Source organism: Agromyces humatus, from assembly GCF_021228295.1.
Lineage (GTDB): Bacteria > Actinomycetota > Actinomycetes > Actinomycetales > Microbacteriaceae > Agromyces > Agromyces humatus.
In genome coordinates this window covers 20,167-35,568 of record NZ_JAJQPD010000002.1, presented here as the reverse complement: position 1 = coordinate 35,568, position 15,402 = coordinate 20,167, and the positions used below count along the sequence as shown (strand labels likewise).

The following is a 15,402-nucleotide window of genomic DNA, read 5'->3' as shown; positions in this document are numbered from 1 at the left end:
TTATCGGGTACTCGGCCGCCGTCGCGCCAGGTCGCATCGGCGCGAACGGCATCAGCGCCCGGGCCTGCGTCGGTGCCCTGCGTCGACGGATCTGCGCCCGGCTCCGGGGCATCCGTCAGCTCGTTCACCGCGCCTCCTGAACTGCAGAGGGCCGCCCGGTTCGCCCGGACGGCCCTGATCGCTCCCCCACTTGGACTCGAACCAAGAACCTATCGGTTAACAGCCGATTGCTCTGCCAATTGAGCTATGGAGGATCGCTTGTTCAGCATCGATACTCTAGCAAAGGGTTGCCCCGAGTCCCAATTCGGCCACCGCCCGGGCGCCGCGGCGGCGTGAGCTCGCGACATATGCCCGGATCAGTATCCGACGGACGGGTCGATACGGCCGACGAAGTCGCCCTCACCGTGGAACGCACGCACGTTGAAGGCCACGCGTTCGGCGAACAGCGGCGCCGTCATCTCGTCGGTGTCGGCCACATGGGGCGTGATGATGCAGTCGGGCGCCGACCACAGCGGGTGTCCCGCGGGGAGCGGCTCGGGGTCGGTCACGTCGAGGCCGGCACCGCCGAGGCGCCCCGACTCGAGCGCCTCGAGCACTGCATCGGTGTCGACGAGTGCGCCGCGAGCGACGTTGACCAGAATGGCCCCTGGAGCGAGCGTGGCGAGTTCGGCCCGGCCGATGAGACGGTGAGACGCGTGCGTGAGCGCGGCCGCCACGAAGACGACCTCGGCACCGTAAAGCGCCTCGGCGAGGCGGGTGCTCGGCAGCGTCCTCGCGGCGCCCGACACCGCCGCGTGCTGCCGTCGCACGATCGTCGCATCGACGTCGAAGGGCATCAACAGGCGCAGCAGCTCGAGCGCGACACCGCCCGCTCCGACGATGACCACGCGTGCGCCGTAGAGGCTGCGACCGACCTCGTCGGCCTGCCAGCTCGTCGCGCGGATGCGGCGCGGCAGTGCCCGCATGAGCCCGAGTGCGAGCGTGAGCGCGTGCTCGGCGACAGGTTGCGCGTAGGCGCCCTTCGCACTCGTCCACACCCGGCCATCCTCATGGAAGGCCTGCAGCACACTCGAGAACGCGTCGACGCCGGCCCACGGCAGCTGCACCCAGCCGACCGACGGGTTCGCGTCGAGGGCCGCCGCGAGGTCGTCGGCACCGGATGACGCGACCCAGACGACCCCGCGAGTCGCAGGTGAGAGCGGGGCGACGGTGCCGCCGCCGCGGAGAACCGCATCGGCCACGACCGGGTCGGGTGACGGCAGGATGGCGATCGGACCCGGTTCCACCTGCGCACCCGGAGGCCTTGCGACACCGGGCGCACCCGCGACGGCGCGGTGTCGCGCGTGGGGTGCTGAACCCGGGTCGTTCGTCATGACGGGGTGTCGGACGCGAGGTCGTCGATGACCGCGTGCCCGTCGTCGAGTGCTCCGGCGAGAGCCTTGACGTACGGATGATGCGGGTCGTGGAACACGTCGTCGATCGTGCCGATCGCCGCGAGCTCGCCCCGGTCGAGCACGGCGATGCGGTCGGCGATGCTGCGCAGCACCGGCAGGTCGTGGCTGATGAGCATCGCCGAGAAGGCGTGCTGCTCGCGCAGTTCGCCGATGAGCTGCGCCACGACGTCGCGCACGCTGAGGTCGATGCCCGCCGTGGGCTCGTCGGCGATGAGCACCGATGGGCCGAGCACGAGCGCTTGCGCGAGCGCGACCCGCTGTCGCTGACCCGCGCTCAGCTCGTAGGGATAGCGCTCGAGCATGCTGAGGGGCAGCCGGACCCCGTCGAGCATCGTCGCCACGCGGGTCGTCAGCGCACGACGGTTGTAGCGGTGGTCGCGCTCGAGGATGGGCGCGGCGATGATCTCGGCGACGCTGCGGTCAGCCGGCAGCATCGACGAAGCACCCTGCGGAAGGTACCCCACTCGGAACCGGTACTCGGCCAGCCGGCGCTTCGGCATGCGCCGCAACGCCTGGCCGAGCACGGTCGCCTCGCCCCCCGTGATGACCGGGCGCACCTCGCCGCCGCGTGGCTCGAACGCGTCGCCCGAGAGCACCTTCGCGAGCGTGCTCTTGCCGCTGCCGGCGCTGCCGAGCACGCCGAGCACCTCGCCGGGCGCGATCGTGAGCGTCAACCCGTGCAGGGCGACATGGGCAGGACTCGGACCGTGCGGCGGATACTCGAGCGACAGGTCGCTCAACACCATCGGATATCCGTGTGCGGCCCGTTCCATCAGTCGCCCTCTCGCAACCGCCACAGGTGCTCCCGACGCTCTGCCTGTGCCACGGGGTCGGGCACCGGCAGGGAAGCGAGAAGCCGTTGCGTATAAGGATCTACTGGCGAGCCGAGCACCTCGACACCGGTGCCCTCTTCGACGAGCGAGCCGCGGTACATGACGGCGATGCGGTCGGCGAGCAGGTCGACGACCGCGAGGTCGTGGCTGATGAACAGCGACGCGAAGCCGAATTCGAGCTGCAACTCGGCGAACAGCTCGAGCACGCGAGCCTGCACCGAGACGTCGAGCGCCGACGTCGGCTCGTCAGCGATGAGCAGCTCGGGTTCGAGCGCGAGCGACCGCGCCAGGCTCGCGCGCTGTCGCTGACCGCCGCTCAGTTCGTGCGGGTAGCGGTCACCGTAGGCGCGCGGCAACTGCACCGCCTCGAGCAATTCGTCGACGCGCTTCCGCGCGGCCGAGGCATCTCTCGCCCGCCCGTGGATGACGAGGGGCTCGGCGACGCAGTCGGCGATCGTGAGCAGCGGGTTGAAGCTCGATGCCGGATCTTGGAAGACGAACCCGATGCGGCTGCGCGAGGGGCGGAAGTCGCGCTCTCGAATGCCGTTCATCTCGTGCCCGAGCACCGTGAGCGAACCGCCGGTCACCCCGGTGAGCCCCGCGATCGCACGGCCGATCGTGGTCTTGCCCGACCCCGACTCGCCGACGAGGCCGAGGACCTCGCCGGGGCGGATCACGAAGTCGACGCCGTTGACGGCGCGGAAGCCAGGGCGGCCGAAGCGGCCGGGGTAGACGATCTCGAGGCCCTTCGCCTCGACGACCGGCGGCTGCTCGGCCCAGTTCGTGGGGCGTGCGGCAGCGCGCTCGGCGGCGCGAACCGTGCCGTGACCGACATACGGCACGGCCGCGAGCAGTGCCTTGGTGTAGTCGGCCTGCGGCGACGCGAAGAGGGTCTGCGCGTCCGCCTCTTCGACCACCCTGCCCTGGTACATGACCACCACACGATCGGCGAGGTCGGCGACGACGCCCATGTTGTGCGTGATCAGCACGATGCCCATGCCGAACTCGTCACGGCAACGCCGCAGCAGGTCGAGGATCTCGGCCTGCACCGTGACGTCGAGCGCCGTCGTCGGCTCGTCGGCGACGATCAGGCCGGGATCGAGCACGAGCGCCATCGCGATGACGATGCGCTGCTTCTGCCCGCCTGAGAACTGGTGAGGGTAGTGGTCGATGCGCACTTCGGGATCGGGGATGCCGACGCGGCGGAGCGCATCGACGGCCTTGATCCGGGCATCTTTGCTCGAGATGTCGGTGTGCGCCTGCAGGCCCTCGATGATCTGCCACCCAACGGTGTACACCGGGTTCAGTGCCGTGGAGGGCTCTTGGAAGATCATCGCGACATCGGTGCCGCGCACGGATCGCAGCTGCTTCTTCGAGATGGAGATGACGTCATGCTCGGCCGTGCCGGCCTTGTTCGAGAGGATCACCGCACCGCGTGTCGTCGCCGTCTCGGGCAGCAGCCCGAGAATCGTCTTCGCCGTGACCGTCTTGCCGCTGCCCGACTCACCGACGACGGCGAGCACTTCGCCGCGCTCGACCGACAGCGACACATCATCGACTGCCTTCACCGCACCGGCGTCGGTCGCGAATGAGACGCCGAGTCCCTTGATATCGACCACCGTGCTCACGGCTTGACCTCGATTCCGTGCTCGTCGAACGTCTCTCCGTCTTCAAGTCCGCGGAGCCCGCCGGGCCCGGCGGTCAGCGTGCCGCCGGGAACCACCGACGTCTCAGCGACATCACCGGCAGACTGGGCCACCCTGCGTCGTCCGCGCAGTCGCGGGTCTGCGAGGTCGTTCAGGCTCTCGCCCACGAGCGTGATGCCGAGCACTGCGAACACGATCGCAAGACCCGGATAGAGGGCGGTCCACCAGATGCCGCTCGACACGTCGGCGAGCGATTTGTTCAGGTCGTACCCCCACTCGGCTCCTGACGTCGGCTCGATGCCGAATCCGAGGAAGCCGAGTCCGGCCAGGGTGAGGATCGCCTCGGACGAGTTGAGCGTGAAGATGAGCGGCAGCGTTCGCGTCGCGTTGCGCAACACGTGACGGAACATGATGCGGCTGCTCGGTGCACCAAGCACCTTCGCCGATTCGACATACGCCTCTGCCTTGATGCGCACCGTCTCTGCGCGGATCACCCTGAAGTACTGCGGGATGAAGATCACCGTGATCGAGATCGCCGCGGCCAGCACACCGCCCAGGAGGCTCGACTGCCCACCCGAGATGATGATCGCCATGAGGATCGCCAGCAGCAGAGCCGGGAACGCGTAGATCGCATCGCAGACGACGACGAGCACCCGGTCGAGCCACCCCCCGAAGTAGCCCGAGAAGAGACCCAGCAGCACGCCGACGAAGAGCGAGAGCACGACCGCGACGATGATGACGAGCAGCGCAGTCTGTGCGCCCCACAGCACCCGCGACAGCACGTCGTAACCGCCGACCGTCGTGCCCCACACATGTTCGGGCGACGGCGGCTGCGAGCTGCCGAACGACCCCTGGTCGTTGCGCAACTGCGCGAATCCGTACGGTGCGAGCCACGGCGCGAGGAGCGCGACCAGCACGAAGACCGCGGTGATCACGAGGCCGGCGACGAGCATGCCCCGCTGCAGCCCGACGCTCTGCCGCAGCTGGTGCACGACGGGCAAACGGTCGCGCAGCCGGCGCTTGGGGGCGCGGGAGGCGATGGTTTCGGTCGTCATCTCAGTACCTCACCCTCGGGTCGATGAGCGCCGCGATGATGTCGACGATGAAGTTCGTGATCGCCACGAGTACGGCGAGCAGCACGACGATGCCCTGCACGGCGACGAAGTCGCGCGCCTGCAGGTACTCGGTGAGCTGGAAGCCGAGGCCCTTCCATTCGAAGGTCGTCTCGGTGAGTACCGCACCGCCGAGAAGCAGTGCGATCTGCAGACCCATGACCGTGATGATGGGGATCAGTGCGGGGCGGTAGGCGTGCTTGCGCACGAGCCGGTACTCGCTGACGCCGCGCGAGCGAGCCGCGTCGACGTAGTCGGTCGACAGCGTGCCGATGACATTGGTGCGCACCAGCCGCAGGAACACGCCTGCGGTGAGCAGCCCGAGCGCGATGGCCGGCAGCACGGCGTGCGCGAGCACGTCGCCGAGCACAGCGGGATTGCCGGTCATGATCGCGTCGATCGTATAGAAGCCCGTCTTGTTCGGCAGGGTCTCCATCTCGATCGTGGCGCCGGTCGAGGCGCGGCCGGCGACGGGGAGCCAGCCCAGCCACACCGAGAAGATGAGCTTGAGCAGCAGGCCCGAGAAGAACACCGGCGTGGCGTAGCAGAGAATCGCGAAGACGCGCAGGCTCGCGTCCTGGCCCTTGTCGCGATGGTATGCCGCGAGGAGCCCGAAGGGGATGCCGATCGCGAACGCGACGATGAGCGCGTAGAACGCGAGCTCGAAGGTGGCGGTGCCGTAGGTGAGGAGGACTTCGATGACCGGGCGGTTGTCGCTCAGCGTGGTACCGAAGTTGCCCGTGAAGATCTGCCCGATGTACTCGAAGTACTGCACGATGACCGGGCGGTCGAAGCCGGCCTCCTGGATGCGCTCCTGCAGCTGATCTGCGCTGAGCCGGCCACCGAGCGCCGCGGTGATCGGGTCGCCGGTCGTTCGCATGAGCACGAACACCAGGGTGACGAGGATGAACACTGTCGGGATGATGAGCAGTGCGCGGATGAGGATGTAGCGGCCGAGGGTGCTGCCCGACGACGATCGTGATGGTCGTCGGGACTTTCCGCTTGTGGCGGGGGCCGTCGTCGTTGAGGTCAAGGTCAGCCAATCGGGGGTGGGCTCGAATGCGGGTGGCCCGCTCCGAGAGGAGCGGGCCACCCGTTCCGTGTAGAAGTGACTCTAGTGGCCGTTCAGACGGCTCAGCCCTTCGACAGCGCCGCGAACCGGAACTTGAACGAGGCGTCGAGCGTCTGGTCGACGCCCTCGACGTCGGTACCGGTGACCACGACCTGGGCACCCTGCAGGTAGGGCACCGTCGACAGGTCGACCGCCTCCTTCGCCTGGATCTCCTCGATCAGCGCCGTGCGGGCCGCCACGTCTTCGGTGACCGCCTGCTCGAGAATGAGGTCGTTGACCTCCTGGTTCTCGTAGTGGTTGCCGAGGAAGTTGTTGATCAGGAAGAACGGCGTCAGGTAGTTGTCGGCGTCGGAGTAGTCGGGGAACCAGCCGAGCTGGTACGCAGGATACACGTCGGCCGTGCGGTCCTCGGAGTACTGAACCCACTCGGTGGTCTGCAGGTTCACCGTGAACAGGCCGCTCGCCTCGAGCTGGTCCTTGATGAGCGCGTACTCATCGGCCGACGACGGGCCGTAGTGGTCGTTCGAGTACTGCAGGTTGAGCTCGACGGGGGTGGTGACACCGGCGGTCTCGAGACGCTCGGCGGCCTTGTCGGCGTCGGGCGCGCCCGCACCGTCGCCGTACAGCTCGATGAGCGGCTCGATGGCGCCGGCCATCCCACTGGGGACGTGAGAGTACAGCGGGGTGTAGGTGCCCTTGTAGACCTGCGTCGAAAGCTCGTCGCGGTCGATCAGGTCGGCCACTGCCTGACGCACGGCGAGCGCCTTGGCCGGGTCGGCCTCGGCAGTCGTCGCACCGTAGGGCTGGGTGTTGAAGTTGAAGACGATGTAGCGGATCTCGCCACCGGGGCCCTCGACGACGTTGACCGCGTCATTGCCCTTCAGGTCTTCGATGTCGGTCGACGACAGGCTGCGGGTGGCGACGTCGATGCCGCCCTCCTGCACGTCGAGCTTCAGGTTCGACGACTCGGCGTAGTACTTCAGGTTGACCGTGTCGGTCTTCGCCTCGGCGAGCAGACCCTGGTAGTCGGGGTTCTTCTTGAACGAGATGAGGTTGTTGAAGTCGTAGCTCGTGATGACGAACGGCCCGGCGAAGGCGTTCGCTTCGACGATGTCTTCATCGGGGGTCAGCGCGTCGGCCGCGAAGACCTCGTCATCGACGATCGCACCCGGGAAGCTCGTGAGGATGAGCGGGAACACCTGGTCGTTCTCGGCCTTGAGCTTGAACACGACGGTCGTGTCGTCGGGCGTCTCGACGCTGTCGAGGTTGTAGAGCAGGCTCGAGGCGCCGTTCGGGTCGGCGATCGCGAGGTTGCGGTCGAACGAGAACTTCACGTCGGACGAGGTGAGGTCGTTGCCGTTGGCCCACTTGAGCCCCTCGGGAAGCGTCACGGTGTACTCGGTGGGCGACGTGAACTCGGCGGTCTCGGCGAGATCGGGGACCACGTCGGTCGACTGGTAGTCGGTGTTGAGCAGGTAGGGGAAGACCTGCGTCTGCACGGCGAGCGAGCCGTTGTCGTACGAACCGGCCGGGTCGAGCGTCGTCACCTTGTCGGTCGTGCCGACCGTGATCGAGTCGCCCGCGGTGCTGCCGGTGTCGGTTCCGGCCGCGCAGCCCGCGAGTGCGAGGGCGGCGACCGAAACCCCGGCCGCCGCGATGAGGCCGCGACGCCGGTTCTTGGATGCGGATGTCATATCCGTCTACCTCTTCCTGATCAGGACTGAAGCGCGCCGCGTTGCTCGGGCGCGTTTCTCGTATCCCCAAGGACTAGCACACGGCCTCGAAAGGCTGCATGGGATGCCCGTTCGACGGCGCAATATTTACCGATCTGCAACCTTGCACGCAACCGATCCGCGTTTCGGGCGCGGATTTCGCGTCAGTCCTCGCGCAATGCCCGGCGCTCGGTCTCGAGCTCGACGAGGGCGCGCTGCAAGACGGCGAACGTCGCCTGGTCGGCCCGGTCGAGCCGTTGCAGCCGGCCGAGCAGTTCGGCCTTCTGTCGCAGGAGTTCGCGGTCGACGAGCGAACTCACCACGCCACGGGCGTACACCTCGAGCTCGGCCTCGCTGCGTTGCGGCACGGGCGCGACGGCGAGTTGCTGCACGACGCCGACGAACGGCTGCGGCACTTCGGCCATGACCCGGTCGACCCGCACGACCGGGTCGGGCGAGCCGAGCACTGACGCGATGCCATCGCGCACGACCGTGAGCGTGGGGTCGCCGAACCGGCTGTCGATCGCGTGCCTCAGCAGTTCGTCGCCGACGCGGTCGGGGTACTGCAGCATCACCTGCAACGCGTCGCGTTCGAGTCGCGTCGACGGGTCGTTCGGCAGCGCGGTGATCGAGAACGGTCGTTCTGGGACATCCGTCGCCTGCGCGGTCGTCGTCGGGCGTGCGGATGACCCGGGCTGGGCGCGCTGCGGGGAGCCCGGCCCTCCTCGTGGCGAGACACCGCGCACCGCGCGCGTCACCTCGCCGAGCTCGACGCCGAGCATGCGGGCGAGCTCGCGCGTGTACCCGGGGCGCATCGCAGGGTCGCGGATCTCGGCGACGACCGGTGCTGCCGCACGCAGAGCGGCGACGCGCCCCTCGACGGTCTCGAGGTCGTATCGGCCCACGATCTGCCGGATGACGAAATCGAACATCGGCGTGCGCGACTCCACGAGCGCGCGCACCGCGGCATCGCCCCGCGCCAGTCTCAGGTCGCAGGGGTCGAGCCCATCGGGCGCGACGGCCACGAACGTCTGCGCGGCGAACCGCTGCTCTTCGGCGAAGGCCCGCATCGCCGCCTGCTGCCCCGCGGCGTCGCCGTCGAAGGTGAACACGACTTCGCCGATACCCGAGTCGTCGCCGAGCACGCGTCGCAGCACCTTGATGTGGTCGACGCCGAACGCGGTCCCACAGGTGGCGATCGCGGTGGTCACGCCCGCGAGATGGCACGCCATGACGTCGGTGTACCCCTCGACGACGACGACGCGCCGACCCTTCGCGATGTCGCGTTTGGCGAGGTCGAGTCCGTACAGCACCTGCGACTTGTGGTAAACCGCCGTCTCGGGAGTGTTCAGGTACTTGGGACCCTTGTCGTCGTCGAGCAGGCGCCGGGCGCCGAATCCGACGGTCTGCCCGGTGACGTCGCGGATCGGCCAGACGAGCCGGCCGCGGAAGCGGTCGTAGATGCCGCGATCGCCTTGTGAGACGAGACCGGATGCCACGAGCTCGTCGATCGTGAACCCGCGACCCTTGAGGTGGCCGGTGAGCGCATCCCAGCTCTTCGGGGCGAATCCGACGCCGAAGCCCTTCGCCGCCGCGGCATCGAAGCCGCGCTCGCCGAGGAATCGCCGGCCCACCTCAGCCTCGGCGGTTCCCAGCCGCTCGACGAAGAACTCGGCGGCGGCCCGGTTCGCGGCGAGCAGGCGTGCTCGGTTGCCGTGGTCGGAGGCCTGGCCGCCGTCTTCGTAGTGCAGCTCGTAGCCGATGCGGCCCGCGAGGCGTTCGACGGCCTCGGTGAACGACACGTGGTCCATGCGCTGCAGGAAGGTGTAGACGTCGCCCGACTCACCGCAGCCGAAGCAGTGGTAGTAGCCAACACCCGGTCGAACGTTGAAGCTCGGGCTGCGCTCGTCGTGAAAGGGACAGAGCCCCTTGAGCGAACCCACTCCCGCGGACTTCAGGCTCACGTGGTCGCCGATGATGTCGGCGATGTTCGTGCGGGCCTTCACCTCGTCGACATCGCTCTGTCGAATTCGGCCCGCCATGGTCACATCCTATTGGTCGAGATCAGACGAAGGGCCCGACGTCAGTGCTGCACGAGGCGCTCGGACCAAGCGAGCGCCGATTGGTCGGTGAGGCTCGCGACCTGGTCGACGACGACGCGCTTGCGTGCAGCGTCGTCGGGCGCGGCGGCCCAGTCCTCGGCGAAGCCCTGGTCGAGATGCTGGTCGCCCGTCTTCAGCAGCACCTCGGCGAGCGAGGTGAGCACCTGCCGCTGCTGGTGGTAGATGGGCTGGCGGGTGTTCTTCGACATCACGAAGGCGGCCACGATGCCCTTGAGCACCGCGATCTCGGCCTGGATCTCTCGCGGCACGATCACGTCGGCGTCGAATCGGATGAGACTCGCGAGCGGGAACGCCGCACGGGTCGCCGCGGTCGCCGCATGCGAGAACCTGCCGATGAGCTGGCTCGTGAGGTTCTTCAGGCGCGCCTGGTCGCGACGGCTGCCGTCCCAGGCGTCCATCCAGACGTCGAGCGAGTCGAGTCGATCGAACGCCGCGATGAGCTCATCGTGCCCGATCGCCCCGCCGATCCACTCGTACATCGACGAGACGAGCTCGTCGTGGTCGACGCGGGCACCGAGGGCCTCGACGTCGATGTAGCCGTTGACGACCGCGTCTTCGAAGTCGTGCACCGAGTAGGCGATGTCGTCGGAGAGGTCCATGACCTGCGCCTCGATGCAGAGGCGGCGCTCGGGCGCGCCCGCGCGCAGCCACCGGAACACGGCGATGTCGTCGTGGTAGAACCCGAACTTCTGCCGGCCCGACGGGTCGGCGACACCCGACGCCTCGGCCCAGGGGTACTTGCAGCTCGCGTCGAGGCTTGCGCGGGTGAGGTTGAGGCCGTAGCCACGGCCATCGGGACCGAACACCTTGGGCTCGAGGCGCGTGAGCAGGCGCAGCGTCTGCGCGTTGCCCTCGAATCCGCCGATGTCGGCCGCCCAGGCGTTCAGCGCCTTCTCGCCGTTGTGCCCGAAGGGCGGGTGACCGAGGTCGTGCGCGAGGCACGCCGTGTCGACGATGTCGGGATCGAGCGCGAGGTTCGTGGCGAGCTCACGACCGATCTGGGCGACCTCGAGCGAGTGTGTGAGCCGGTTGCGGGCGAAGTCGAGGCCCGCGGTGGGGCTCAGCACCTGCGTCTTCGCGGCGAGACGGCGCAGCGCGCTCGAGTGCAGCAGCCGGGCCCGGTCGCGCGCGAAGTCGCTGCGCCGTGACGAGTGTTCTTCGGGGAGCCGCCGCTCGGCGTCGGCGGCCTCGTAGCCACCGAAGAGTCGCTCGCGCATCTCAGCCGCCGCTCGTGTCGAGCTCGGCCCCGACGAGGGTGTCGCGATCGTCGCCGACGAGCTCTTGCGAGGCGAGCCAGCCGTCGGGCAGTGCGGGGTTCTTCGGCGTGCCGGCCCGACCACGCGGCCCCTCGGCCCCTTCGCCCGGGTAGGGCATCGACCAGTCGAGCGTGCCGAGCAGCTCATCGAGCTGCGCGAGCGATTCGACCGTCGCGAGGCGCGCCCGCAGGTCGCCGCCGACGGGATACCCCTTGAAGTACCAGGCCACGTGCTTGCGGATGTCGCGGCACCCGCGCTCCTCGCTGTCGAAGAACTCGGTGAGCAGTTCGGCATGCCGGCGGAACGTCTGCGCCACTTCGCCGAGGCTCGGCCGGGCGGTGGCGTCCTCGCCGCGGAAGCCCGCCGCGAGATCGCCGAAGAGCCACGGCCGACCGAGGCAGCCGCGCCCGACGACGACGCCGTCGCACCCGGTCTCGGCGACCATGAGCAGCGCGTCGTCGGCCGACCAGATGTCGCCGTTGCCGAGCACCGGCACGCTCGTGACGGTCTCTTTGAGCTTGGTGATGGCCGACCAATCGGCCTGCCCCGAGTAGAACTCGGCGGCGGTGCGGGCGTGCAGCGCCACTGCAGCGACACCGGCGCCCTCGGCGATGCGACCCGCCTCGAGGTAGGTGAGGTGGTCGGCGTCGATGCCCTTGCGCATCTTGATCGTGAGCGGAATGTCGCCGGCCGCCTTCACCGCACTCTCGACGATGCCGCGGAACAACCCGGTCTTCCACGGGAGTGCCGCGCCCCCGCCCTTGCGGGTGACCTTTGGCACGGGGCATCCGAAATTCAGGTCGATGTGGTCGGCGCGGTCTTCGGCGACGAGCATGGTGACCGCCTCGGCGACCGTCTTCGGGTCGACGCCGTAGAGCTGGATGGAGCGCAGCGCCTCGGACTCGTGGTGCGTGATGAGGCGCATCGACTCGGGCGTGCGCTCGACGAGTGCGCGCGACGTGATCATCTCGCTGACGTAGAGACCGGCGCCGAACTCGCGACAGAGCAGGCGGAACGCCGTGTTCGTGATGCCGGCCATGGGCGCGAGCACGACCGGGACGTCGAGCTCGAGGCCGCCGATCGAGAGTGGGCCTGCCGGGAGCGTGGTGGTGGAGGACATCACCATCGATTCTCCCAGAGTTCGGACCTCGCTCGCCCGCGCGAGCGTCGCGCGCCTAGGATTCTCGGAGGACCGAGCGTGTGGAGGACGAGATGGCCGAGCTGACCGGTGCCGAACGGGTGCACGCCGATGCCGAAGCGCGCGGCCTCGAGATCGAGGTCATCGAGCGTCCCGCCGCCCGCAGTCTCGAAGAGGCCGCCGCGATGATGGGCATCACGCCGGGCGACATCGTGAAGTCGCTCGTCGTGAAACGCAGCGACGACACCTACGTGTTCGCGCTCGTACCCGGCGGCCGCAAGATCTCATGGCCCAAGCTGAGGGCGCTGCTCGGCGTGAACAAGCTGCAGCTGCCCGACGCCTCGCACGCGCTCGCAGCAACCGGGTACGAACGCGGCACCATCACGCCGCTCGGTTCGACGACCGCATGGCCCGTCGTCGTCGACGAGAGCGTCGTGGGCCGCCGAGTGTCGATGGGGGCCGGCGAACACGGTCGCAGCCTCTTCGTCGACGCTGACGCGCTCATCGCCGCCTTCGAGGCGACGGTGGCCGACATCAGCGATCCCGAGTAGCGGTCACTCACCCGCTCCCGGGATGAAGCAGACGTCGCCCTCGCACACCATCGCCGAGGCGTCGCCGTCGATCATCGCGAACGGGTTCGGCGCCGGGGCATCCGTGGCGACCGTCGCGGCGCCGTCGCTCACGCGGCCTTCTCGTCGGCCACCTGGGTGAGCGCGCGCGCGAAGACCTCGCGCGGCTGCGCCCCCGAGACGCCGTACTTTCCGTCGATGACGAAGAACGGCACGCCGTTGATGCCATAGGCCTGCGCCTGGGCGATGTCGGCCTGCACGGCCGGGGCGAAGCGACCCGACTCGAGCGCCTCACGGGCCGCACCGGTGTCGAGGCCGATCTCGGACGCGAGTTCGACGAGCTCGTCGATGCGGCCGACGTGGCGGCCCTCGGTGAAGTAGGCGCGGAACAGTCGCTCGGCGAGCTCGAGCTGGCGGCCCTGCTCCTTCGCGAAGTGCAGCAGTTCGTGCGCCTTCAGCGTCTTGGTGTGCTGCAGCGTGTCGAAGTGGTAGTCGAGCCCGGCGTTCGCGGCGACACCCGTGACGTGGTCGAGCATCTCGTGCACGCGCTCGGCCGGCAGCCCCTTGTGCTTCGCGAGGAAGTCGACCTCGGAACCCTCGAAGTCGACCGGCGTGTCGGGAGCGAGCTCGAACGAGTGGTACGTGATCTCGACCTCGGGTGCGTCGTCGCCCAGCGACGAGATGCCGCCCTCGAGGTTGCGCTTGCCGATGTAGCACCAGGGGCACGCGATGTCGGACCAGATGTCGATCTTGATGGGTTCACTCACGATCAATGCGAACGGATGCATCGGCCCCCGTATTCCCAGCAGCTCTGAGCTGCACGCAGAACGTCGGGACTCCCCGAGGTAGGTGGCGTACCGGTCGTCGGACGACACGGCCGACACGCCGGACGGGACCCGCCGAGATAGGCGTGTCGCGTCGACCATCCGACGACTCGCACACCTGGCGGGCACGACGTGCGACTGCGCCGACGGCGCGACGCCGACGCTGGCTCGCCAGGACACTCAGCTGCTGAAGTCATGCTGACAACTAGCCGACGGAATCCCGCCGTGACGCGATTCCAGATGACGGATCATGCCGAATCGAGAATCTGGCCACGCGATTTCTGACCAGATATCGATCGTGATGGGTTCACTCACGATCAATGCGAACGGATGCATCGGCTCGCGTGTCCCCCTGCGTCGCGGCAAGCTCCCGAATCTCGTTGCGCCGCGCGCCGAAGCGCGAGGCCCGCACGACGAGGATCGCCACGACCGTGAACGCCGCCGCGATGACGAGCACCCAGAACGTCACGCCGAGGAACCCGTTGTCCTGGCGTGCGGGGTTCAGGAACGGATACGGGTACCACGTCGAGACCTGCTTGACCTGATCGAACACGAGCGGGCCGCGCACGAGGGAGAACGTGACCCAGAGGATGGGGAACGAGATGATGACCCACACCCACCGCCACGCGAGTTCGAGGCGACCTGGTGTGAGCAGCCAGTCGAGCACGAGGAAGATCGGCGCGATCATGTGCATCACCTCGTTGGTCCACGGCGAGCTGTCGCCGCCGCCGGTCACCGCCAGTCCGCGCAGCAACAGGTTGTAGACCACCCCGGTGATCGCCATGTACGTCACGACCGAGCCCCGCAGCACCGTGAACCACATCGGATCGCTCGGGCGCCCGCCGAATGCGAACGCCGCGCCGATGACGAGCACGACCGCCGCCGCGAGATTCGACTCGATCGTGAAATACGCGAAGAAGTTCACGTTGAGAGTGACGAGGTCGGTGAACCCCTGCTCAGCCCAGAACACGGCCGATCCGCGATAGGTCTCGACGGTCGCGGCGATGATCGCGCCGGCCATGGCGATGCGCAGCACACCCCAGACGATCGCGAACCGCCGCCGAGCGGGAGTTGCCGTGGCGGGCGCAGCAATGGCGGTCTCAGTGGTCACGCGCAAAGCATATGGGGATCGCGATTCGCCGGGCCGTGCCCCGACCGCGTGGCGTCCGCTCACCTGCTGCGCCCCGGCCGTCGCGTCGACCGCGCCGCCAAGCGACGATTCTCAGTCTTGTGCTAATTTCGCGATACGAACATGTAGCAACCATTCAATACAAGATCGGAACGACTCGCGTGAGCGTGCAGCCATCTGGGCTCTTCCCTGAGGAATTCGGCACCGCGGCATGGATCTCCGAGCAGTTTCGCGGCTACATCGTCTCGGGTCGTCTCGGCCGCGGAGAGCGACTTCCGACGATCCGGCAGGCTGCGCGAGACCTCGGGGTCGCCCCTGGCACCGTCGCGAAGGCCTACAAGATGCTCGAACGCGACGGGCTCATCGTGACGCGCGGGGCTGCGGGCACGCGAGTCGCCGATTCGCCGTCCGTGCTCCCCGGCACGCTTGTCGCCGACATCCGGGCCCTCGTCGATCGGGCGCGCGGCGACGGCGTGAGCGAGGAAGACGTCGTCAGCGCGATCCGCAGCGTGTGGGCCACGAACGCCTGAGACG

14 protein-coding genes and 1 tRNA gene are annotated in these 15,402 nt (G+C 68.4%); 2 read left to right on the top strand and 13 right to left on the bottom strand.

Annotated features, from left to right (window positions below):
* Positions 1 to 181 precede the first annotated feature (181 nt).
* The 10 genes from LSF15_RS02760 to dusB form a co-directional block, all read right to left on the bottom strand.
* Positions 182 to 254 (bottom strand) — tRNA-Asn (locus LSF15_RS02760).
* A 102-nt stretch (positions 255 to 356) separates the two neighbouring features.
* Positions 357 to 1,286 carry a D-isomer specific 2-hydroxyacid dehydrogenase family protein gene (locus LSF15_RS02755; RefSeq protein WP_232497008.1) on the bottom strand — a complete coding sequence of 310 codons (930 nt, stop codon included), beginning with the start codon at positions 1,284 to 1,286 and terminating at the stop codon, positions 357 to 359.
* A gap of 83 nt (positions 1,287 to 1,369) precedes the next feature.
* On the bottom strand, positions 1,370 to 2,200 hold the full coding sequence (locus LSF15_RS02750; protein WP_232497007.1) for an ABC transporter ATP-binding protein: 831 nt from the start codon (positions 2,198 to 2,200) through the stop codon (positions 1,370 to 1,372).
* 26 nt (positions 2,201 to 2,226) lie between these two features.
* The gene (locus LSF15_RS02745; protein WP_232497006.1) at positions 2,227 to 3,915 is read right to left on the bottom strand and encodes a dipeptide ABC transporter ATP-binding protein; all 1,689 of its coding nucleotides are present in this window, start codon (positions 3,913 to 3,915) and stop codon (positions 2,227 to 2,229) included.
* Positions 3,912 to 4,988: an ABC transporter permease gene (locus tag LSF15_RS02740; RefSeq protein ID WP_232497005.1), complete on the bottom strand. Its 1,077-nt coding sequence runs from the start codon at positions 4,986 to 4,988 to the stop codon at positions 3,912 to 3,914. The genes LSF15_RS02745 and LSF15_RS02740 overlap by 4 nt, the downstream gene beginning before the upstream one ends.
* A 1-nt stretch (position 4,989) precedes the next feature.
* Positions 4,990 to 5,991 carry an ABC transporter permease gene (locus LSF15_RS02735; RefSeq protein ID WP_372459913.1) on the bottom strand — a complete coding sequence of 334 codons (1,002 nt, stop codon included), beginning with the start codon at positions 5,989 to 5,991 and terminating at the stop codon, positions 4,990 to 4,992.
* 188 nt (positions 5,992 to 6,179) lie between these two features.
* Entirely contained in the window at positions 6,180 to 7,811 is a 1,632-nt protein-coding gene (locus LSF15_RS02730) for an ABC transporter substrate-binding protein (protein WP_232497003.1), read from the bottom strand.
* 182 nt (positions 7,812 to 7,993) lie between these two features.
* Positions 7,994 to 9,871: a DNA primase gene (gene dnaG, locus LSF15_RS02725; protein WP_232497002.1), complete on the bottom strand. Its 1,878-nt coding sequence runs from the start codon at positions 9,869 to 9,871 to the stop codon at positions 7,994 to 7,996.
* A 41-nt stretch (positions 9,872 to 9,912) separates the two neighbouring features.
* The gene (locus LSF15_RS02720) at positions 9,913 to 11,169 is read right to left on the bottom strand and encodes a deoxyguanosinetriphosphate triphosphohydrolase (protein ID WP_232497001.1); all 1,257 of its coding nucleotides are present in this window, start codon (positions 11,167 to 11,169) and stop codon (positions 9,913 to 9,915) included.
* Position 11,170: 1 nt separating this feature from the next.
* Positions 11,171 to 12,328, bottom strand: a complete 1,158-nt coding sequence (gene dusB, locus LSF15_RS02715; protein WP_232497000.1) for a tRNA dihydrouridine synthase DusB — start codon at positions 12,326 to 12,328, stop codon at positions 11,171 to 11,173.
* Positions 12,329 to 12,420: 92 nt separating this feature from the next.
* Between dusB and LSF15_RS02710 the strand changes: the two genes are divergently transcribed.
* Complete coding sequence (locus LSF15_RS02710) at positions 12,421 to 12,897, top strand: aminoacyl-tRNA deacylase (protein ID WP_232496999.1); 477 nt, start codon at positions 12,421 to 12,423, stop codon at positions 12,895 to 12,897.
* A gap of 3 nt (positions 12,898 to 12,900) precedes the next feature.
* On the opposite strand, the gene LSF15_RS18720 is transcribed toward LSF15_RS02710, so the two are convergent.
* The 3 genes from LSF15_RS18720 to LSF15_RS02700 all read right to left on the bottom strand — a co-directional run bounded on the left by LSF15_RS18720 (position 12,901) and on the right by LSF15_RS02700 (position 14,850).
* A complete protein-coding gene (locus LSF15_RS18720) occupies positions 12,901 to 13,029 on the bottom strand; it encodes a hypothetical protein (RefSeq protein ID WP_269756145.1) in 129 nt (42 codons plus the stop codon).
* Entirely contained in the window at positions 13,026 to 13,682 is a 657-nt protein-coding gene (locus LSF15_RS02705; RefSeq protein WP_232496998.1) for a DsbA family oxidoreductase, read from the bottom strand. The genes LSF15_RS18720 and LSF15_RS02705 overlap by 4 nt, the downstream gene beginning before the upstream one ends.
* Positions 13,683 to 14,046: 364 nt before the next feature.
* On the bottom strand, positions 14,047 to 14,850 hold the full coding sequence (locus LSF15_RS02700) for a Pr6Pr family membrane protein (protein ID WP_232496997.1): 804 nt from the start codon (positions 14,848 to 14,850) through the stop codon (positions 14,047 to 14,049).
* Positions 14,851 to 15,029: 179 nt separating this feature from the next.
* Here LSF15_RS02700 and LSF15_RS02695 point away from each other — a divergent pair, with 179 nt between their 5' ends.
* Positions 15,030 to 15,398 (top strand): GntR family transcriptional regulator, encoded by a 369-nt coding sequence (locus LSF15_RS02695; protein WP_232496996.1) that lies wholly within the window; start codon positions 15,030 to 15,032, stop codon positions 15,396 to 15,398.
* The last annotated feature ends 4 nt before the right edge of the window (positions 15,399 to 15,402 follow it).